Source organism: Paraburkholderia flava, from assembly GCF_004359985.1.
Classification (GTDB): Bacteria; Pseudomonadota; Gammaproteobacteria; order Burkholderiales; family Burkholderiaceae; genus Paraburkholderia; species Paraburkholderia flava.
In genome coordinates, this window is sequence record NZ_SMRO01000004.1 from 404,856 (window position 1) to 425,369 (window position 20,514).

Genomic DNA, 20,514 nt, shown 5'->3' on the forward strand with positions numbered 1-20,514 from the left:
GACGATGAGCAAGCAAGCGACGATTCTCGTCACTGGCGTCAACGGGCAGGTCGGGTTCGCGCTTGCGCGCAGCCTGCAGGGACTCGGACGCGTCGTTGCGCTCGATCGCGCGGGGCTCGACCTGTCGGATCTCTCGCGCGTTCGCGACGTGGTGCGTGAGCTGAAACCGTCGGTGATCGTCAATCCGGCCGCCTATACGGCGGTCGACAAGGCAGAATCCGATGCGGACTCGGCCATGCGTATCAACGCCGATGCGCCCGGCGTGCTCGCGGAAGAAGCCGCGAAAAGCGGTGCGGCGTTGATCCACTATTCGACCGACTACGTATTCGACGGCACGAAAGCCGGACCGTACGTCGAAACCGACGCGACGAATCCTCAGAACGTCTATGGCGCATCCAAGCTGGCCGGCGAACAGAAGATAGCGGCAACGGGTTGCGCGCATCTGATTCTGCGCACAAGCTGGGTCTACGGTCGGCGCGGCAAGAACTTCCTGCTCACGATGCTGAAACTCGGCGCGGAGCGTCCTGAGTTGAAGGTCGTCGCAGATCAGATCGGCGCGCCCACATGGGCCGAGACAATCGCGACTACGACCGCACATATCGTCGCGCAGGGCATCGGGGCCGAAAGTACAGACTGGTGGCGCGAGCGTTCGGGCGTGTACCACCTGACGGCAGCAGGCTCGACGTCATGGCACGGGTTTGCGGAGGAAATCTTCCGCGTCGCGATGGCGGAACGGGCACCGACGGTGCTGCCGATCCCCTCCAGCGAGTACCCGGTACCGGCAAAGCGTCCCGGCAACTCGAGAATGGCGCTGGACAAACTGTCGAAAACGTTCGGACTCTATCCGCCGGCCTGGGACGACGCGTTGCGGCTCTGCCTGAGCGACTGAATAAATGGACGTCACCGCCGCCACTCGCGGAAAGACCGGAACGGTCGTTGTCTTCTATCGGCCCGACGAGTCATGTATTCGGCGCGCCAACCGGCTCGCAGCAATCGGCCCGTGTGTCGTCATCGACAACACGGAGCAGGTGCGCGAAGCCGCCGCGCTGGGCCTCGACCTGCGGATCAACTACGTCGCGAATGGTCAGAACCTCGGCATTGCAACCGCAATCAATCAGGGTGTCGAGCGACTGATCGGTTTCGACTGTACGAGCGCCCTGCTCTTCGATCAGGACAGCGAGCCGTCGACGCAACTGCTCGACGGTCTGCCGCGTACCTTGCAGGATGAACTCGACCGCGGACGTCGCGTCGCGCTCGTCGGTCCCGCCTACGAAGACGGTCGACTCGGCGGTGTCGCGCCGTTTGTGCGTTTCGGTTACCTGCGACTGCGTCGCATCCGCCCCGACGGGACGGCTCCGCTGGAAGTGGATTTCCTGATCAGTTCGGGGTCGTGCATTAATCTGGCCGTATGGCAGGACATCGGCCCGATGGATGACAAGCTGTTCATCGACTTCGTCGATCTGGAATGGTGCGTGAGGGCACGTGCAAAAGGTTACGCTGTACTGGGCGTCCCGACGCTGCGGCTAGCGCATCAGCTCGGAGGCGAACCGGTTTCCGTTTTCGGCCGCGCGTATCCCAGCCACAGCGCACTGCGTCACTACTATCTGTTTCGCAACGCGATCGCATTGATTGGACGCGACTATATTCCGTGGAGCTGGAAATCGACGGAGCTGGTGAAATTGCCGTTCCGGCTCGCGATCTACGGCCTGTTCATGACGCCGCGCATGGATCATGTGCGCATGTCTATGCTCGGCATCTGGCACGGGCTGACGGGGAGACTGGGTGCATTGCAGCGTGGCTAGACACGACGCATCCGTATCCAGACCAAATTAAATTACATACTTGACCTTCGCATGTTCAATCTTGCATTTGCCGACCTGAAAGAAAGCGTCGCCTCGTGGCGGCTGTGGACACTGCTCGGATGGCTGGAAATCCGCCAGCGCTATGCACGCTCCCGTGTCGGCCCGTTCTGGCTGACGATCAGCATGGGTGTCATGATCGCGTCGATCGGCGTCGTCTACGGCACGCTGTTCGGACAGAAGATGAGCGACTATCTTCCGTTCCTCTCGACCAGCCTCGTGATGTGGACCATGTTCGCGCAGACCATCCAGGAAGGCAGCCTCGCGTACATCAATAGCGGTACCTACATCCGGCAGGCAGCCACCCCGAAGCTGATCTATGTGCTGCAGGTGGTCTGGCGCAACGTCGTCGTGCTCGCTCATAACGTCGTCATCGTGGTGCTGCTGCTCGCGATATTCGGCATCAAGAACTGGGAGGCTCTGCCGCTATTCATTCCAGGGCTCGTCATTTATCTGCTGAACGCGATGTGGATCGCGATGCTCGCGGCTCTGCTGTCGGCTCGCTTCCGCGATCTGCCGCAGATCATCGGTGCGCTCATCCAGATCGCCTTCTACGTCACGCCGATCATCTATCGACCGACATCGCTGAACCGCTTCGCGTTCATCGTCAAACTGAATCCGCTCGCCTATCTCATCGACGTCGTGCGCGGCCCGCTGACAGGCGAGATCCCCAGCACACTGACATGGAGCGTGACGATCGGCATGGCCCTGATCGGATGGCCGATCGCGCTCGCACTGACTGGGCGCTATTTGAAACGTATTCCGTACTGGGTTTGAGGAGCACTACATGGCATTCATCGAACTGAAGGGTGCGACGCTCGATCTGCCCATCTACGACATCCAGGGGCGATCGCTGAAGAAGAAAGTCCTGCGTATGGGCCGCCGCAACACGATTGCAGAAGACAACGACGGCGTCGTGGTCGTGCGCGCGCTGGACAACATCGACCTGCGCTTCGACAGCGGCGACCGGATCGGTCTCATCGGCCACAACGGCGCCGGCAAATCGACGCTTCTGAGAACGCTGGCCGGCATCTATACGCCTACTGCCGGTACCGTGGAACGCGAAGGCAAGGTCGTCCCATTGCTGGACATCAGCCTCGGGATGGATGAGAACTCGACGGGGCTGCAGAACATCCGGCTACGCGGGCTGCTGCTCGGCATGACTGACGACGAAATTCGCACCAAGCAACAGGAGATCTCCGACTTCTCCGAGCTCGGCGATTATCTCGACCTGCCCATCCGAACCTATTCGAGCGGGATGCGTGTGCGGCTGGCTTTCGCGGTATCGACCGCGGTCGACGCCGAAATCCTGCTTCTCGACGAAGTGATGGGCGTCGGCGACGCGTCATTCATGCACAAGGCCGAAGAACGTCTCGCGGATTTGCACAGCCGGGCCGAGATCGTCGTCCTGGCGATGCACTCGAACCCGGAAATCCGCAAGGTGTGTAACAAGGCGCTCTGGATGGACCGCGGCCACGTGCGCGCGTTCGGACCGGTCGAAGAGGTCGTGGCGGGCTACGAGCAGCACGTCAACGGATAGCTCCGCCCCATCATTGTTTCGCGACGCTGCGCCAGCCTCGAAGAAGGTCGCGTGCAGCACCGCCATTCCACTGATCAAGATTGCGCGACGGCACACTGCCGCACTGGAGTAGAAAATAAGTAACGCCGACGAGAAGCCGCCAGGATTGCCCCCGGTCGAGGACGATGCCCTGTCCGCTGCAGAGTTGCAGGACCAGATCGACGCATTAACCGAAGAGCTCGGCGATGAGCAGGAGGCGCTGCGCGTCGCACAGAAGCAGCTCACCGAGGCACGCGAGGATCTCGCCGCGTTGCGCGCGTCGACATCGTGGCGACTCACTGCACCGCTGCGCTCCGCGATTGCGGCACTGCCCAGATTGCGGAGGATTCTCGGAAGGATTCGATTCGCAAGAGCGGTCCTGGCCAACTCGATCCGCGAGGAAGGGTGGCGTGCGACGCTGCAGAAAATTGCAACGGCTCCTCGACGCCACGGGATCCGGAAGTTAATGCGCGCGCTGCGTGGAGGCGCTTCCGTAGCCTTGTACGAATTGCCGCCAGCGAAACCGGCTCTGGATCTTCTCGCGCTCCGCGTACTGATCGTCGCCGAGACGAGCATTCCGCAATGCCTGAAGTACCGCGTGACGCAAAAGCAGCGAATGATCAAGGATCTCGGCGTCGACTGCACGGTGGTCAGCTGGACCGAAACCGAGAAGTGCCGTTCGTTGCTGCAAACCCACTCCGTTGCGATCTTTTACCGGGTACCCGGATATCCCGTGCCGATGCAGATCATCGCCGAAGCAAAAGCGCTGGGACTCGCCACATTCTGGGAAGTCGACGATCTCATTTTTGACATCGACAAGTATGTAAAGAACTCCAATCTGGAGGACCTCGATCCGGAAATGCGAAGGAACGTACTCGCCGGCATCCCGTTGTACCGAAATGCAATGCTCGCGTGCGAGCGGACGATCGCATCGACGTCTGGGCTAGCAGAGGCAATGCGGGAAGCAGGCATCAAGGACGTACTCGTCATCGAGAATGCGCTCGACGAAGAGACCGTGCGCACCGCCCGCAGAGTCAATCGCACACCCAAGCAGCTCGATGGCCTGGTGCGCATCGTGTACGGCTCGGGCACGAAGACACACGACGCAGACTTTCGCGTTGCGTCAACCGCCATCGCACGGGTGTTGAAGGCGCGGCCTGAGGTTCGCCTGCGCGTCATCGGCGAGTTGAATCTGCCTGCCGACTATAGCGAACTGAACCGGCAAATCGAACGGCTTCCACTGTCCAATTATGCGACATACCTGAAGCGCGTCGGCGAATGCGATATCAACATCGCACCGCTCGAGCCTAGCGTCTTCAACGACGCGAAGTCCAACATCAAATACCTTGAAGCATCGATCGTCGGCCTTCCGTCGGTGTGCTCGCCCGCAGCCGCTTTCGAGACCGCAATCAAAGATGGGCACACGGGTTATCTCGCCTCTGATGAAAAGTCCTGGGAAAATGCCCTGCTTGCTCTCGTCGACGACTCAACCCTGCGACGTGAGGTAGCGGAACGCGCGTACGCACACGTCACGATCGACTACTCACCTCACACGATCGCAAACACACAGATCGCACCGATGCTGGCGCCCTACAGGCGCGAAAAGCAACGCCTGCGTGTACTTGGCGCGAACATCCTTTTCGCACCGCGCAGCTTCGGCGGCGCGACGATAATCATCGAGGAAATGGCGCGGCGCCTGAACAGTACCGGCGATCTAGAGTATGTCGTGTTCACAACCCTGCCGGTGAACCAGGTTCCTGCATACGATCTCGTCCGGTACGAATCCACTGCCGGCAGCGTCTTTGCGATGGGGCTTCCCGTCGAAAAGAATCCGCAGCTCGATTTCGAGAACCCGCATGCAAGCAAGGCATTCCGGGAAGCCCTTCGGGCGTCGCGGCCTGACGTCGTGCATCTACATAGCGTGCAAGGCATCGGCGCGCAAATCGCCGAAGTCTGCAACGACGAAGGCATCCCGTTCGTCGTGACGTTGCATGACGCGTGGTGGATCTGCGGTCGTCAATTCATGGTGACCGGAGAAAACCGGTACTGCAACCAGCGCAAGATCGATCTCGCCGTCTGTTCAGTGTGCGTCGATAATGCACACCTAAACACCTATCGTCAGTCGCGGCTACGCGAGATTCTGCAATCGGCGGCCCTACTGATCTCGCCTAGCGAGTTCTTCAAGCAGCTCTACGTCGACAATGGCTTCGACGGCGAGCGCATCTCTGTCAATAAGAACGGCATCTTGCCTCCTCGCGCGCAGGTCCATCACGCGTCGCTGCGCGATCGACCACTGCGCTTCGGCTACGTCGGCGGGGAAACCGAAATCAAGGGCGCGCATCTGATCAGGGACGCGTTTCGAAGGCTCCAGCATCGAAACTACGAGCTACACGTCGTGGACAATACGCTCAATGTCGGATTTCCTTCGATCGATCCCGCAGCCTGGAAAATCCCCGGCACATTGAAGATCTCGCGCGCTTACACGCAGGAAACGATCGACGACTTTTTCGAAAACGTCGACGTGCTGCTTTTCCCGACGCAGTGGAAGGAAAGCTTCGGCCTGACAGTACGCGAAGCGCTGATTCGAGACGTCTGGGTGATTGCGACAGATGCAGGCGGAGTGATCGAAGATATCGTCGCTGGCGAGAACGGCGAGATCATTCCGCTGAACGACGACGGGACCGCGCTCGCGGCAGCAATCGACGCACTCCTGCAGAATCCACAGCGCCTCGACGGCTATCGCAATCCGCACGCTAAGCAAATCCGGCTGTTCGACGAACAGGCGCGGGAACTACATGACCTGCTCGCGCAAGTCGCGTCGCATTCCCGGGTAGAAGCAGAAGCCGCGGTGACGGTAAAGCCCTGAACGCTCCACTACGCACAAATCGGCCACGAGATGACGGCAAAAAAGCGGCGTCCATTCCATGCCCCGCTCGACCTGGCGAAAGGCGTAATCGCAAGAGTAGTTTCGAACGGAGGCTTCACGCGGTCTGTGTCGGCCGTTGCTGTCCTCGTCCGCCGGGAAGGCTTGAGCGGTGCATTGAGAAAAGTGGCGCGCGTTGCCGGCCGGCAGTCACAGTACCAGGAGTGGGTTGCTGCATACGATTCAGTCGATGAATTCCGGCTTCAGGCATTGCGAACCGAGATCGAGCAACTGAGCTGCAAACCGCGCATTTCGATCATCGTGCCGGTTTTCAATACCCCGCTCCGGTTCCTGACTCAGATGATCGACTCGGTCATGAATCAGACCTACCCGCACTGGGAGTTGTGCCTCGCGGACGACGCATCGACCGAACCGCATGTCCGCGCCACGTTGCACGACTATTCGCAACGCGATTCGCGAATCCGCGTCGCTTTCCGTGAGAAGAACGGACATATCTGCGCGGCCAGCAACACAGCTCTCGAACTCGCGACCGGCGAATATCTCGCGTTGCTGGACCACGATGACGTGCTGCCTCCACACGCACTCGCCATGGTGGCGAAATACATCGATGCACACCCGGACGCCCGATTGCTCTACAGCGATGAAGACAAGATTTCGGAGGAAGGTCTCCGGAGTTCGCCGTATTTCAAGCCTGACTGGGATCCTGAACTGATCGTCCAGCAGAACTTCTTTTCGCATTTGGGTGTGTTCGATACGCAGTTAGTCCGCGACGCCGGAGGGTTCAGGCAAGGCCTCGAAGGCAGCCAGGATCACGATCTTGTGCTGCGATGCTTACGCATCGCCGGCGACGCGGCCGTCGTGCACATCCCACATGTGCTGTATCACTGGCGAACGATCGAAGGCAGCACCGCGATCAGCGTCGGCGAGAAACCGTATGCCGTCGAGGCCGGAGTGAGAGCGATCCGCGATCATCTTGCCGCACTCGGCGTCGAAGCCGATGTTGTTGCACCGTCGAACACGTTTCCGTTCGTGCATGTCGACTACGCATTACCTGTTCCTGTGCCGACTGTTCATGTTGTCGTCCGCGCGTCGGGAAACATGTCACATCTGACGGCGTGCCTGACAAGCCTGCTTACGTGCACCCAATACCCCCGTTATCACGTTTCGATTGCCGGGATTGCTGCCGAAAATGCGGAAGTAGTCCGCGCCTGGCTGAATGAGATCCACCCACAGCGGGTTGTGAGTCTATTTCCTGCGGATGAGCGCTCAATGGCAGCGCAAGTCAATGCCGTCGTGACGGATCATGAAGACGAATATCTTTGTCTTCTGGATGATGCTGTGGAAATGGTCAACGAGTCCTGGCTCGAAGAACTCGTCAAGCTGGCAGCGCGTCCGCATGCTGGACTCGTCGGACCCGCGCTCTATTCATCGTCAGGGGCGGTGTGTGCGGCCGGCCTCGTCATGACATCAGCGGACACAGCAGTTCCTGCACTAGCCGGAATTGGCCCGCGAGATATCGGCTACTTCGGATACGCGGTATTGACCCGCGCGGTGTCGGCCCTGCCGGATGCATGCTTAGTCGTTGCGCGCTCCGTGTTTCTCGACGCAGGGGGGCTTCGCACATCGGATGCCTTCGGTAGTGCGGCCAACGGCATCGATCTCTCAACACGAGTCGCAGGTATGGGACGGAATCACATACTCGTGCCGCGAGCAAAGATCGTCCTTAAGAGAGATATTCACAATTCGAAGGGAACCGGGGCGGCACACCTGGAAGACCCCGTCACGTTCAGCGATCACAGCTACAACCCCAACCTCGCACTCACGCACGACAGCGAATCAGCAACGTTCGACCTGTCATTTCCGCCTCGCATCGACTGGAACGCTTAAAGAGCACAAAACGCGTGGCAAGCTAGCGGCTGCGCCGGTCACGCCTTGTCCGAGCGCGCGTGACGAAACACCCACATCTTCGCCGTGCAGAAATTCACGAACATCCCGGCGATCGACCCCACCGCCACCGCGAAGAATGGTGCAAGCGCCATCGGCGGAAGCAGCCTGAAGGCGAGAACATACACGCCGTAATTGCACACCCCTCCGAACGCCATCGCGAGCAGATACTCGTTCCATTCGCGCCACGCCGAGCGCTTCACCGTACTGCGGAACGTGTAACGCCGATTGATCTGCCATGTGGCGAAAACCGCGCACAGAAACGAGATGACGCGCCCGACATACGGGCCGGTACCAGCATGCAATGCGAGATAAAGGATGCCGGCATCCACCACGAAACCGAACACTCCGGCAACCGCGAAACGTACTATCTGGCCGCGCATCTCATCGACCGTTCGGGTCGCGCGCAAAAACGGGAATCGACAGGTACGCGAGCCGCTTCATCTCGTTACGGCCCCGCGTGACCGTATCGAGCACGATTCCGCAGGCGAACAGGATCGTACCGAACAGCGCGAGTGCACTGCAGAGGATGGTTGTCGGGATGCGCGGCACAAGGCCCGTCATGAAGTACGTTTCGACGACCGGGATCGCCAGTGCAATCGAAAGCGCCATACAGATGGCGAACGCACCCGTAAAGAACATAAAAGGCTTCTCGGACTTGAACAGCTTGAAGATAGTCATCAGAATCCGGAAGCCATCTCGATACGTGTTCAGCTTGCTTTCCGAACCTTCGGGACGCGATTTGTACTGTGTGTTGATTTCTGCCACCGGCATGCGCATGCTTAGCGCGTGTACGGCCAGTTCCGTTTCGATTTCGAAACCGGCCGAGTGCGCCGGAAAGGTCTTGGCGTAACGCCGCGAGAACACCCTGTAACCCGACAGCATATCTTTGAACGTCCGTCCGAATATCGATGCCGCACATTGCGTGAGCAGCACATTGCCGAGTCGATGCCCCAGCCGGTATGCCGTCTCTTCGTCGCTCAGCCGGGAACCAACCACCATGTCGAGACCATTGTCGACGAGATGCCTGACAAGAGCCGGCGCAACTGTTGCGTCGTAAGTTGCATCGCCGTCGACCATGACGTACACGTCGGCATCGACGTCAGCAAACATTCGTCTCACTACGTTGCCCTTGCCTTGCAGCGGAACGGGTATAACCCTGGCTCCGGCTGATCGTGCAATCTCCGTCGTATCGTCCGTCGAGTTATTGTCGAACGCGACGATCTCAGCGTTGGGCAGGCTTGCGCGAAAATCCCTGACTACCGTGGCAATAGCAGTCGCCTCGTTGTAGCACGGGATCACGACAGCGACACGTGGAGAATTGCTCTGGTCGAACATGTATTCGCTTTGACCGCGTAAAGTAGGATAGCCTTGCGTCGGCAAGCGCCGATGGCCCCATATTGTATATGGTGTCTATACGCTGGCGCCCCCAGTAACATCATGACGGGCTCCGCCCAGGATCCCTTCCGGCGTACCGCAACACATCATCGGCAATCAAACCTCAGAATCACATAAAGAACCAGCAGACATGTGGATATTCAAGCAAATCGCTCTCATTGCACAACGCTCGAACCTTCATCTGCTGTACCTCTGCTATGCGCTTCCCATAGGCATTTTTCTGATTGTCGCGACGCCACCTTTTCAGACACCCGATGCCGTCAATCATTTCTATCGTGCGACGCAGATAGCCGACGGCAACTTTGTCGCTCAACGTTTCGACGGCACCTCAGGCGGTCCAATCGACAAAGGCGTCATTACATTGGCCGATATCTTCGACCCGATCGCGCATTACCCGGAGGTCAAGGTTAGCGCCTCGATGCTGGCAGCTGCTCATGCACCTTACTGGACCGGCGAAACCACGCTAGCCGGCTTCCCCGGCGCCGCCGTCTATCCGATGTTCTCCTATCTTCCACAAGCCGCTGCGATCACGGTCGGCCGCACATTCAGGATGAACATACGGCAAACATATGTGCTCACATGTGCCGTGGGAATGCTCTTCAGCATAGCGTTGACTTGCTGGGCGATCGCCATTAGCCGTCGCACGGCGCCCTTCATATTCTGCACAGCGATGCTGCCGTGCACGCTGATGATCTTCACGTCGGTCAGCCAGGAAGTCTCCGTTTTGCCGCTCTGCTTCCTGTTGATCGCCTTCCTCGCGCGTCATCTCGACGAGGGTCGCGTGCTCACGGCGCGAGACGGGTGGCTGGCCTGCATCGCGCTCTGGGTCTGCATCGCATCGCGTCCCCCGTATGTCGGGTTTCTCGTGCTTCTTTTTTGTCCCGGCCTACGCGTGTCCGCCGACAGCGAGCGCTACGGGTGGCTGCGCCGGATCGGCTGGTGCCTCGCTGCGGGTGTACCCGCGGCCATTGCGGCCTGGATCTTCGGTCATGCCGCATGGGCGCCTGTGCCGCCACCGCGGTCTGTTGCCGGACAGCTCGCTTTCCTGCTCCATGACCCGGTAAACGTTTTGCGCGTCGCCGTCGCGACACTGCGGACGAACTCGACGTTTTACTATCAGAGCTTTATCGGCAATCTCGGATGGCTGGATACGCCGCTGGATATCAAATACTACCGGCTGGCGGCCGTCATGCTGGCGTGCAACGTCGCAGCAACGATGCTGTATGCCGGATCCTCGATACGCGGCCGATTCGCGGATCGCGCGATCACGCTAGCCTCAATCGGCCTATGTCTCGGGATGATCTTTGCGTCGCTCTATCTAACATGGACGCCGGTTGCGCAACTCGTCATTGACGGCGTGCAGGGCCGATACCTGTTGCCTCTGCTCCCGCCGCTCGCATTGGTACTCACGTCGTCCAATCGATCGGTTACAAACAGCAGCCTGATACCGCTCGGAGAAAAAGTGGCGCTCCTGGGAGCGGCTCTTTTTCCGGTCTGTACCTTCATCGAAGTTATACACATACTGATCGCGCGGTACTACGTCCATTAGGACGCCGAAGGCGGGCGGATTCCACCGCTTATGGTGACGAAGTGACAACCGCTTGCTGGTCGCTCCGGGAAGTAACATGAACAGCGCTACAATTGTTCACATTGTCACTTCTCGCCAAGCTACGTATGGACCGTGAAGCAGCATCCTTTCCGCTGAGCGCAGCCATGTTCATCCGACCGCAAAGGCTCGTGCCTAGCGGCTGGTCAGGACATGTACCTTTCGGCTGCTGGCTGATCGATGCCCTCAAGCCCTCCATCTTCGTGGAGCTCGGCTCGCACTACGGTATGTCGTATGCGGCCTTTTGTCAGACAGTCGCGGCGAGCCAGTTGCCGACCCGCTGCTATGCCGTCGATACATGGCAAGGCGACGACCATGCCGGTTTTTACGGCGACGACATCTACAACGACCTGGCGACGTTCAACGCACGCCACTTCCCCGGATTTTCGACGCTTCTGCGTACGACCTTCGACGACGCGAAAGATTACTTCCCTGATGGCTCAGTAGATCTACTGCATATCGATGGTCTACATACTTACGAAGCCGTCCGGCATGATTTCGAAACCTGGCTTCCGAAACTCTCCGGTCGCGCGGTCGTGCTGTTCCATGACACGAATGTGCGCGAGCGCGATTTCGGCGTCTGGCAATACTGGGCCGAAATCAGCAAGACATACCCCGGCATCGAATTCGATCACTCGGCGGGACTGGGTGTCCTGTTCGTTGGGAAAGAGCTTGCACCGACGTCGAAGCTCCTACTCGAAGCCGCGGCAGATGAAGCGAGGTTTCGCCTGCTGAAGGAAGCGTTCGCCAATCTGGGTGACTCCGTGCGCAAACGGCACGATGTCGAGGTGCTGCGTGCGGAAGAGACCCGACTGACGGATGAAGTCCGCAGGCTGCTCGGCACGGAGGCCACCCTCTCCGGTGAAGTCTCGCGGCTTTCAGAAGAAGTGTCTGCGCTGTCTGCGAAAATCCGCCAACAGGCCGACGAAGCGCATCGCGTCGACGCCGAAGCACGAGTTCTCGCCAGTCAAAGTGGCGCACTGAAGCAACGCGTAGCCGATAAAGAAAGTGAAATTGCCGAGCTGAAACGGCGCCTCGCGGACTCGGAACATACCGTCGCTGCGCTCGTCGCGTCGAAGTCGTATCGGCTAACCGCACCTTTGCGCTGGATCAAAAAGGTGTTACCGGGTTGATCGCCACGAAGTAGCCGCAAGTCTTTCGCAGCCCGACACATCGCGTGGCCCTGCAGACCGGCAGTGTAAAATCCCGCAATTATTAAATCCGTCGCAGCACGCCGGAACCGGCCCGTCCTTCTCATGAAATCGATTAGCAACAGAAATCAGTGGCTAGACGCCTGGAGAGCCATGGCGATCCTGTTCGTCGTCGCCTGTCACGGCCTTGTGCTCTCGCAATGGGCATGGGCAGCAACCGCCGAATCTGTGCTCGGCTACTTCGGCGTCGAAATTTTCTTTTGCCTCAGCGGCTTTCTGATCGGCTCCATCTTTCTCGAAACGACCAGTCGATTCACCGGCAATGCGGGTTCGCTCGTGGTATTCGAAGCTCGGCGCTGGTTCAGGACCATACCGAATTACTACTTCTACATCCTGGTGAACCTCTTTTTCACATCGTTGGGATGGACGTTCGCGAAGGAGCCCGACCTGCTCAGGTCGATGACATTCACGCAGAATCTTCTCTGGTCGCCTCCGGCTTTTTTCCCTGAATCCTGGAGCCTTGCGATCGAAGAAATTTTTTACTTCATCCTCCCGATCACCTTTTTCGTTGCCTGGCTGATCGTGAGAAGGCCGCTGCGATCTTTGCTGCTCGCACTGTTCGTCATCCTGTTTGCGTCGATGGCGCTTCGTTTGCATGGCGCGCATACCGCCACGCTGTGGGACGATGGTGTCCGAAAAGTGGCACTCTACCGGATCGATTCGCTGATGTGGGGCGTACTGCTTTCTGTCGTCTACAACAAGTATCTGCGCACGAGAAAAAAAGCGATCGCACTGGTAAGCATCCCACTGATCCTTCTGCTGTCGACGTCGATCTACGTTGTCTGGCAGGGGAAGGATTGGCTGGATCACAGCTTCTACGCGAAATTCTGGCTCTTCACTGTGACGTCGATCGGCATCTGCGGCCTCTTGCTTGCGGGGCTCAGCGTCAGGATCCCTGCGTCGCTCGACGCGTTCTTCAGGCCGATCGCCCGGCTGTCCTATTCGATGTATCTGTCGAACCTGACTTCGCTGTACATCGTGCTCCACCTTCTTGGACGCGGCGATACGCTGGGTGGCGTCGCACTCCGAATCGCGGTCTATCTGGGGATCATCTTTTCGATGTCGGCGTTCACGTACCGCTATATCGAGAAGCCGTTCCTGAGGCTGCGGGACACGCTCTTTGCAGTCAAGCCTACCGACAGGCGAGGCGTCGTGCCCGTCAGTCAATGAGGTAAATGCCGGACAGGAATTGCCACGTTCTATCACCAACGCGTTGAGCGTCATGGTAGATCCGAAATCTGTCCGTCGCTTCTCGAGGGGCACGAGGGGAAAGCCGAACCGCTCCCTATCCGTTATTCGATGTGAGCGAAAGTGAGGCTGCCGCGCTGGTCGAGACGGGTCACTTGCGCTTGAGGATCGCGCGCGAGACGTCGATCGGATCGATTTGCTGCACGTGGATGCTCAGGGTGGCGAAGAGGTGCTGATCCCGTCGGCGATCAAGTTTCTTTCCGGAAAGTCGCCTACCTCTTCTTCGGCACGCACTCGCGATACCATTACCGTCTCCGCTGCACGTCGTTGTGAAGCGCCCTTGAAAGGACACAAGGCGCACACTGCGCTAACGCGGTTCCCCGGGAGCGTTTACCGGTGCGGTCTCCGGGCGCATCACCGCAAACCGATGCACCGGCGGTCGCGGCACATTCGCAATGTCATAGCTGAAGAAATTCAACAATAGTTGAAGGCCCGCCAGTAACGGCAACGCCGCCGCCATGACGGTGCCGGCTGGCGTGACAACGCCGATCGAAGCCGAATGTATCCAGTGATATGCACCGTACAGGCCGCCGAACAGGAACAGACACAGCCCGATCACCAGCTCAAGCGACGCGATCGACATGTCGCGCAAGAAGTAGTTGTAGAAGATGCGCTTCAGAAAATTGCGTGCGTGTTTGGCAGCGAATTCGCCGAGCACCTTCGAAATCTTCAGATTGCTGACTTCGTCCCCATAGACCGCATCCATCGGCACGTCTACGACAACCGCGCGCAAAATGCCCAGTCTGAACAGCATGTCGGTTTCGAAGAAATACCGTTTGCTGATCTTGTCCATCGGCAGGCGCCGCGCCGCGGTTGCGTGAATCGCGGTATAGCCGTTGGTCGGATCGAAGACGTCCCAGTAACCGGTCGACAACTTCGCCATGAACGACAACCCGGCATTGCCGAAAAGGCGCATCTTCGGCATCCGGTGAATGTTGGTCAGATCGAAGAAGCGGTTACCTTTCGTATAGTCGGCCTGGCCGTTGACGATGGGAGCAACGAACTGCTTGATAAGCGCCGCGTCCATTTGCCCGTCGCCGTCGAGCTTCACGATGACGTCCGCACCATCGGCAAGCGCGCGCCGATAGCCGCTCATCACGGCGCCGCCCACACCCTGATTCTGCTCGTGATAGACGACGCGTACGCGATGATCCTTGACCTTCTCCTCGACGAGTTGCCCCGTCTTCTCCGGGCAGCAATCGTCGACGACGTAGATCAGGCTCACTTCAGGGCCAATGCTACCTATGACGCCTTCGATAAAACGTGACACCTTATACGAAGGAATGACCACCGCAAGGCGAGCTTCCTGAGTCATCTGAGTCCTTAACAGGGTTCGCTGTCGATCTGGTTGATCGCGACGTTGCGCGAATACGTTTGCGCCATGCGCCTGAACAATGCAGCGCGGCGATGCTGTCGAACACCACCCGCCGGCAATGAAATCAGAAAGATTGTCCGGCCTTGTTGCGACGCAGATCCGCCTCGACCATCATCTGGCACAGTGCCTCCAGCGACGTCTTCGCTTCCCAGCCCAAATCCGCCTTGGCCTTTTCTGGATTCCCGATCAGCAACTCGACTTCCGCCGCGCGGTAAAACGCGGGGTTCACACGAACCAGAACCTTGCCGCTCTTCGTATCTCGACCAACTTCGCCTTCGGCCTTGCCTTCCCAAGCCAGCTCGAAGCCAACGTGCTTTGCGGCCGCCGTCACGAAATCACGTACGGACTCGGTGCGGTTCGTCGCGAGTACGTACGTGTCCGGCTTGTCGGCCTGCAGCATGCGCCACATCCCGTCCACGTATTCCTTCGCGTAGCCCCAGTCGCGCTTTGCATCGAGGTTGCCGAGTTCGAGCACGTCCTGCAGGCCGAGGCTGATCTTGGCTAGCGAATCGGTGATCTTGCGCGTCACGAATTCGCGTCCGCGCAACGGCGATTCGTGATTGAACAGAATGCCGCTCGACGCGAAGATGTCGTAGCTCTCGCGATAGTTGATCGTCATCCAGTGCGCGTAAAGCTTCGCGACGCCATACGGACTGCGCGGATAAAACGGCGTGCTTTCCACTTGCGGAATTGCCTGCACCTTGCCGAACATCTCGGACGTGCTGGCCTGATAAAAACGAATCTTCGTGTCGACCGTGCGAATCGCCTCGAGCAGGTTCAGCGCGCCGACGCCCGTCACCTGCGCCGTCAGGTTCGGCTGTTCGAACGAAACACCGACGAAGCTCTGCGCCGCCAGATTGTAGATTTCGGCGGGCTCTATCCGATCGATCAAGCGAATGCTGTTGCCGAGATCCGTCAGATCGTGCTCGACGAGATGAAGATCCGGGTGCTTCGCTATACCGAGCTCCTCGATGCGCCACAAGTTGACGGAACTGGTACGGCGATACGTTCCATATACGGCATAGCCCTTCTGCAGAAGCTGCTCCGCCAGATAAGCGCCGTCCTGTCCAGTAATGCCCGTAACGATTGCCGATTTCACAAGTTCAGATCCTAAATAGAATATTCGAGAGATTGTACCGGCGAACCGGGGGCTGTCCGAAAATCAGGCTGGCCGATCCGCCATGCGTCGCTCGACGAGTTCCCGCACGTGAGCGGCGAACCGGTCCACCGCGAAATCGCCGGCTCGGCGGGCGGCTGCCAGTCCGACCTGCTCGCGCATCTCGCGGCCGGTTGCAGCCAGCAGCCGCTGTGACTGCGCGACCAGTCCGCCAATCGATCCGTACAGGAATCCGTCGACACCGTCTGTGATGATTTCGCGTGGACCGCCCGAGTTGAACGACAGCGGTACGCAACCCGCGAACATCGCCTCGACGATGCTGATGCCGAAATGCTCCGCGGTTTCGGGGTGATCGAGAAGATCGGATTCGAGCCCTGCGCCGTGCCAGTACAGAGCGGCATCACGATAGAGCACTGCGAGATCGTCACCGGCGACGTTCACGTGGAACTTGACTGGCAAGCCCTCGGCCATCTGCTGCAGCCGGTTCAGATAGTCCATGTGCAGCGACTCAGGGACCGACGAACCCGCGAGGTGCAGTTCAATATCGCCATCGACAGTTTCGTAGAGCGTCCGGAACGCCTTGATCAGCAGATCGTGCCGCTTGCTGTGTGCACCGATGAAGAAGCGACCTACGCTGAGAATCATGCGCTTCTTGGCAAGCGCATCGCCGGCGACCGCGGGCACCGGCGGATGGAGCACATCGATAGGACGCGGCGGCAGTTGCCCTGCGCTTAGTGCGGCAAAGATGTGAGCCTTCGAGTACTCCGAATACGCGATGATCGACTGATACGCGCCGAGCCATGCCGGATCCGCAAAATCGGGGGTCCTGAACGGAAACTGGCACAGGAACAGATTCGTCTTGCCACGTCCGGGTGTAGGAGGAACGATATGGTTACCCATCGTCACCATCAGGTCCGGCGCGTCGGCCGCGGCAAACTGATCGGCGGTAGCAAGCCGGCACGTCGACAGGTCGATGTCGAACTCGCTGGCGAGACTGCGCAGACGCAACTGGCTGTACGGATGCGGCGTGACGATACTGACTGCATGGTTCGAAGAGAGCGCGGCAGCCATCGTCAATACGTAGCGCTCACCGCCGCCCGGCGTCAGCGCGTACGGCGTGAACACCACGGCCGTCCGCTCAGGCTTGTTTTGCAACGTCGGTTGCGCCTGCGGCGAAACCTCCGGTGCCGGGAAATGCCGGCGTACCCGTTCAAGGTCCGCGTCCGCGCGGCTCTTCAGATAGCGCCCCCACCGCGACGTGAATTTGTCCCGGTTAAGATCGCCGAGCGCACGGCGGCGTGCTTCGGCCTCCGGGTTATGATTGGCCGACGAGCCTTCGATATGGATCACTCGCGCATCGGGGCAATAACGGATCGTTTTGCCGATCGCTCGAATCTTGAAGCAGAGATCGACGTCTTCGTAGTAAGCCGGCTCATACTGCAGGTCGAAGCCGCCAACCTCCATGAACAGATCGCGCGGAACCAGCAAATTCGCCGCGGAAATGTAGTCGACGGAAAGCGGCTTCAGGAATTCCGGAGCAAGTGTCTGATGGCCTCGACCGAAACGGATCGGGTAACCATTCTCGTCGATGATCGCGCCGGCTTCCTGAATCGTGCCATCGGGAAACAGGAACAGCGGTCCCGCAGCGCCGACCGTTTGATCCTGTTCGAACGCAGCGACGAGACTCGTCAGCCAGCCCGGCTGAACGAACGCATCGTTGTTCTGCAGACAGAGATAGCGACCGGTTGCTGCTTCCGCCGCAACGTTGTTAGCCTCACCGAAGAAACGGTTCGTACCGAGTTCCAGTACGCGCACGCCGGCGCCCAGACCCCGCAACGGTACGACCTCTGATTCCCGGCTGCCGTTGTCGACGATCACGATCTCGTAGCGCAGACCTTCGGTATTGGCCCACAACTGTCGTACGCATTCCAGCGTCAACGCAGCTGCGTTCCAGTTGATGATAAGGACGGAGACGTCGGGTGCAATCTCCGAACACCATTTGCCGGCCTTCGCCATCGTAACCGGCAGATCGAGGACTGCCGCACCGGGGAATGTCGGGTGATCGTATCGCTCGACGCGAACGTAACGGGCAGACGCCCGATTCAGCAATGCCCCGGCGATCGCGTCATAGGTTTCGCGCCACGAATGCATCCGGTATTGCTGACTGATAAATCGTTCGGCCGTGGCAAGTGCGTTCTTGTCTTCAAGCGCCCGACGCAGCAGGCGGTATGCACCCTCCTCGTCATCTGGCTCGAAATACCACGGGAAGTCGCCGGCATGCTCGTGGATGCATTCGAGATTCGAAGACAGGCAGACCTTGCCGTATCGCAGACTCTCTGCAACCGGCAATCCATAACCTTCGCTGAACGAAGGGAACGCCGTGAACAGACACGCCTTGTAAAGCCCGACCAGTTCGGCATCGGAAATACCCTGCAGCACCACGATCTTCGACGAAGCAACGAGAGACGCAATCTTGGCGCTCAACGACGCGATGCCGATGTCGTCGCGTCCAACGAGTACCAGCTGTGGTACGTTTTCCGCGCCCACTTCATCGGTGAGGCGGGCCCAGAGGCGCGCGAGCAACGCCTGGTTCTTGCGTCGATCGATGGTGCCGACCGACAGCACGAAAGAAGACAGGTCAACGCTTTTCGTCGATACGTGCTGCGTCAGTTGTTCTGCGGTCGCAAAGTCCTCGACTTCGCTGGTTCCGAAGTTGACCGAGACGATCTCCGCATTGAGAGGTACGCCCGCGAGGGTCGCCCAACGGATGAGCTTTTCGCGAATGGACTGGCTCGATACGAAGATAGTCTGCACATATGCGACCGTCGTTTCGAGCCACGAGACGAACATCCTGTAGTGATCCGGACCGACCAGATCGGGATGCTCGACCGGAATGATGTCGTAAAGGAATACGCCTATGCCGATGCCCTGAGCTGCGAGGTGCTTGTACAACCCGGCGTAGTCCGGCGTCCAGACGACGCCGGTGAAGAGCACCCGGTCGCCCCGCTGCGGCGAGCGCGGCAGCGACGTGCGATCGTCATGCTGGAGTGCCGTCACGAGTTGCGGCTTGTCGAGCTTCGACGCGAGGAACGAAACGGTGTCCGCGTACGATGCGGGCACGAGGCCCGACACGCTGTCGCCACGGATGCACGGGCGTGCATGAGTACCCGTGACGGCGTCGTATGACGCGATGAAAAGCTCCGACGTCACCTTTCCGACGCCCGTCAGTTGCGCATGAGATTGCAGCCAGTCAATCGTATCGCCGATGAAGAACCATGAGATCGCGTCGGCAGATGCTCGGGGGATCTGCACCGCCGCAACATCGTTCGTGTTGCGGGACGCATTGATAGAAGAGTCGCCAGCAGCATCTCGAACGCTCTGCTCGCGTGCAATGCGCTGCTCTTCTTCGCGTCTGGCTTTGAGAAACTTGAGACGGGCAGCTGTGCGGTGCGGCGTAGCCATCCACCATACTGCCTTCAACATCCGGCGCAGCGCCTTGCGCTGCTCCGCGCTCAGCAAAGAGGCTGCGCGACGCAACGGACCTGTAATCCGCCACATCGGTGAAGCCAGGACTGCCTGATACTGGTCGCTTACGTTCGTGAAGCGTTGAAAATCGGAGCGAAGGCCAACCTTGTCGGATTGCGCCTTCTCGTACATCGTGCGAGTACGCGCCAGATTTGCCGACAACACGTCGATCTCGCGAATGCGCGAATCGAGTTCCGCGTGCAGATCTGCCTGGGATTGAGTGCGCGACGCGAGATCGGCGGCGAGTTCTGTTATCTCCCGCTCGAGCAATTCCAGACGTGACAGTTCGATGGCGACCGGATCAGCTGGTTGAGTCGGCGTATCCCGCTGCGTACCGGAAGGCTGCGGTGTGTCGGAGCGTTCATCGAACGATTTGCCCGCCTCGTGAGGCAATTTTTCTTGCATCGACATATCTTCCGAACAAAAAGCAAAACGACAAATGCTTCGGCCCTACCACGCAATCAAAGCGGGGCCGGTTGGTGCAGACGAAAGTGTACGCGGACCTTTGCACGGTCATGGCCGCGTATCAGAAGATCTTGTATCTGCGACCGGCAAAGCCGTACTGACCACACGGCGAATGTGAACGAACAATCGGGCGATGCCGCGCGTGCCTGACACACCTGAATGATCGACATTGATGGTAGGGACTGGATGATTGCGGCACAGGCCAACGTGCCGCTCGGCGCGCACGATCCTACTATAGGGGTTGATGTGGCGCAACCGTGAAGCCGCGATACAGCGGCTTCACGGCGGCAGAAAAGCTTTTCTGCCTACCCGCAAAAATTACTT

The 20,514-nt window shown here is 59.2% G+C and carries 14 protein-coding genes; 9 read left to right on the forward strand and 5 right to left on the reverse strand.

Annotation, left to right across the window (positions count from 1 at the left end):
• Window positions 1–4 precede the first annotated feature (4 nt).
• The 6 genes from rfbD (at window position 5) to E1748_RS29865 (ending at window position 8,188) form a co-directional block, all read left to right on the forward strand.
• Window positions 5–889, forward strand: a complete 885-nt coding sequence (gene rfbD, locus E1748_RS29840; protein ID WP_133650906.1) for a dTDP-4-dehydrorhamnose reductase — start codon at window positions 5–7, stop codon at window positions 887–889.
• A gap of 4 nt (window positions 890–893) precedes the next feature.
• Entirely contained in the window at window positions 894–1,802 is a 909-nt protein-coding gene (locus E1748_RS29845; RefSeq protein WP_133650907.1) for a glycosyltransferase family 2 protein, read from the forward strand.
• A gap of 51 nt (window positions 1,803–1,853) precedes the next feature.
• Window positions 1,854–2,636: an ABC transporter permease gene (locus E1748_RS29850; RefSeq protein ID WP_133650908.1), complete on the forward strand. Its 783-nt coding sequence runs from the start codon at window positions 1,854–1,856 to the stop codon at window positions 2,634–2,636.
• 10 nt (window positions 2,637–2,646) lie between these two features.
• On the forward strand, window positions 2,647–3,399 hold the full coding sequence (locus E1748_RS29855) for an ABC transporter ATP-binding protein (RefSeq protein ID WP_133650909.1): 753 nt from the start codon (window positions 2,647–2,649) through the stop codon (window positions 3,397–3,399).
• Window positions 3,400–3,544: 145 nt separating this feature from the next.
• Window positions 3,545–6,283: a glycosyltransferase gene (locus tag E1748_RS29860; RefSeq protein WP_133650910.1), complete on the forward strand. Its 2,739-nt coding sequence runs from the start codon at window positions 3,545–3,547 to the stop codon at window positions 6,281–6,283.
• Window positions 6,284–6,313: 30 nt separating this feature from the next.
• Window positions 6,314–8,188 (forward strand): glycosyltransferase family 2 protein, encoded by a 1,875-nt coding sequence (locus E1748_RS29865; RefSeq protein WP_133650911.1) that lies wholly within the window; start codon window positions 6,314–6,316, stop codon window positions 8,186–8,188.
• A 38-nt stretch (window positions 8,189–8,226) separates the two neighbouring features.
• On the opposite strand, the gene E1748_RS29870 is transcribed toward E1748_RS29865, so the two are convergent.
• Together E1748_RS29870 and E1748_RS29875 are read right to left on the reverse strand one after the other, a co-directional pair.
• Complete coding sequence (locus E1748_RS29870; RefSeq protein WP_133650912.1) at window positions 8,227–8,628, reverse strand: GtrA family protein; 402 nt, start codon at window positions 8,626–8,628, stop codon at window positions 8,227–8,229.
• A gap of 1 nt (window position 8,629) precedes the next feature.
• Complete coding sequence (locus E1748_RS29875; RefSeq protein ID WP_133650913.1) at window positions 8,630–9,583, reverse strand: glycosyltransferase family 2 protein; 954 nt, start codon at window positions 9,581–9,583, stop codon at window positions 8,630–8,632.
• Between the two features lie 190 nt (window positions 9,584–9,773).
• On the opposite strand from E1748_RS29875, the gene E1748_RS29880 reads away from it, so the two are divergent.
• From E1748_RS29880 to E1748_RS29890, 3 genes are all read left to right on the forward strand, one after another.
• Entirely contained in the window at window positions 9,774–11,192 is a 1,419-nt protein-coding gene (locus E1748_RS29880; RefSeq protein WP_133650914.1) for a DUF2142 domain-containing protein, read from the forward strand.
• A 125-nt stretch (window positions 11,193–11,317) separates the two neighbouring features.
• The gene (locus E1748_RS29885) at window positions 11,318–12,382 is read left to right on the forward strand and encodes a class I SAM-dependent methyltransferase (protein ID WP_133650915.1); all 1,065 of its coding nucleotides are present in this window, start codon (window positions 11,318–11,320) and stop codon (window positions 12,380–12,382) included.
• Between the two features lie 123 nt (window positions 12,383–12,505).
• A complete protein-coding gene (locus tag E1748_RS29890) occupies window positions 12,506–13,630 on the forward strand; it encodes an acyltransferase family protein (protein WP_133650916.1) in 1,125 nt (374 codons plus the stop codon).
• A 385-nt stretch (window positions 13,631–14,015) separates the two neighbouring features.
• Here E1748_RS29890 and E1748_RS29895 read toward each other — a convergent pair whose 3' ends face one another.
• From E1748_RS29895 to E1748_RS29905, 3 genes are all read right to left on the reverse strand, one after another.
• Window positions 14,016–15,023, reverse strand: a complete 1,008-nt coding sequence (locus tag E1748_RS29895; RefSeq protein WP_133650917.1) for a glycosyltransferase family 2 protein — start codon at window positions 15,021–15,023, stop codon at window positions 14,016–14,018.
• A gap of 124 nt (window positions 15,024–15,147) precedes the next feature.
• On the reverse strand, window positions 15,148–16,182 hold the full coding sequence (gene gmd / locus E1748_RS29900) for a GDP-mannose 4,6-dehydratase (protein ID WP_133650918.1): 1,035 nt from the start codon (window positions 16,180–16,182) through the stop codon (window positions 15,148–15,150).
• 63 nt (window positions 16,183–16,245) lie between these two features.
• Window positions 16,246–20,130 (reverse strand): glycosyltransferase, encoded by a 3,885-nt coding sequence (locus E1748_RS29905; protein WP_166653654.1) that lies wholly within the window; start codon window positions 20,128–20,130, stop codon window positions 16,246–16,248.
• Window positions 20,131–20,514: the final 384 nt, after the last annotated feature.

Bases quoted from the DNA above. Each gene is read 5' to 3' on its own strand.
- rfbD (WP_133650906.1), top strand. From the start codon at position 5: ATGAGCAAGCAAGCGACGATTCTCGTCACTGGCGTCAACGGGCAGGTC.
- E1748_RS29845 (WP_133650907.1), top strand. From the start codon at position 894: ATGGACGTCACCGCCGCCACTCGCGGAAAGACCGGAACGGTCGTTGTC.
- E1748_RS29850 (WP_133650908.1), top strand. From the start codon at position 1,854: ATGTTCAATCTTGCATTTGCCGACCTGAAAGAAAGCGTCGCCTCGTGG.
- E1748_RS29855 (WP_133650909.1), top strand. From the start codon at position 2,647: ATGGCATTCATCGAACTGAAGGGTGCGACGCTCGATCTGCCCATCTAC.
- E1748_RS29865 (WP_133650911.1), top strand. From the start codon at position 6,314: ATGACGGCAAAAAAGCGGCGTCCATTCCATGCCCCGCTCGACCTGGCG.
- E1748_RS29870 (WP_133650912.1), bottom strand. From the start codon at position 8,628: ATGCGCGGCCAGATAGTACGTTTCGCGGTTGCCGGAGTGTTCGGTTTC.
- E1748_RS29875 (WP_133650913.1), bottom strand. From the start codon at position 9,583: ATGTTCGACCAGAGCAATTCTCCACGTGTCGCTGTCGTGATCCCGTGC.
- E1748_RS29880 (WP_133650914.1), top strand. From the start codon at position 9,774: ATGTGGATATTCAAGCAAATCGCTCTCATTGCACAACGCTCGAACCTT.
- E1748_RS29885 (WP_133650915.1), top strand. From the start codon at position 11,318: ATGGACCGTGAAGCAGCATCCTTTCCGCTGAGCGCAGCCATGTTCATC.
- E1748_RS29890 (WP_133650916.1), top strand. From the start codon at position 12,506: ATGAAATCGATTAGCAACAGAAATCAGTGGCTAGACGCCTGGAGAGCC.
- E1748_RS29895 (WP_133650917.1), bottom strand. From the start codon at position 15,023: ATGACTCAGGAAGCTCGCCTTGCGGTGGTCATTCCTTCGTATAAGGTG.
- E1748_RS29905 (WP_166653654.1), bottom strand. From the start codon at position 20,130: ATGCAAGAAAAATTGCCTCACGAGGCGGGCAAATCGTTCGATGAACGC.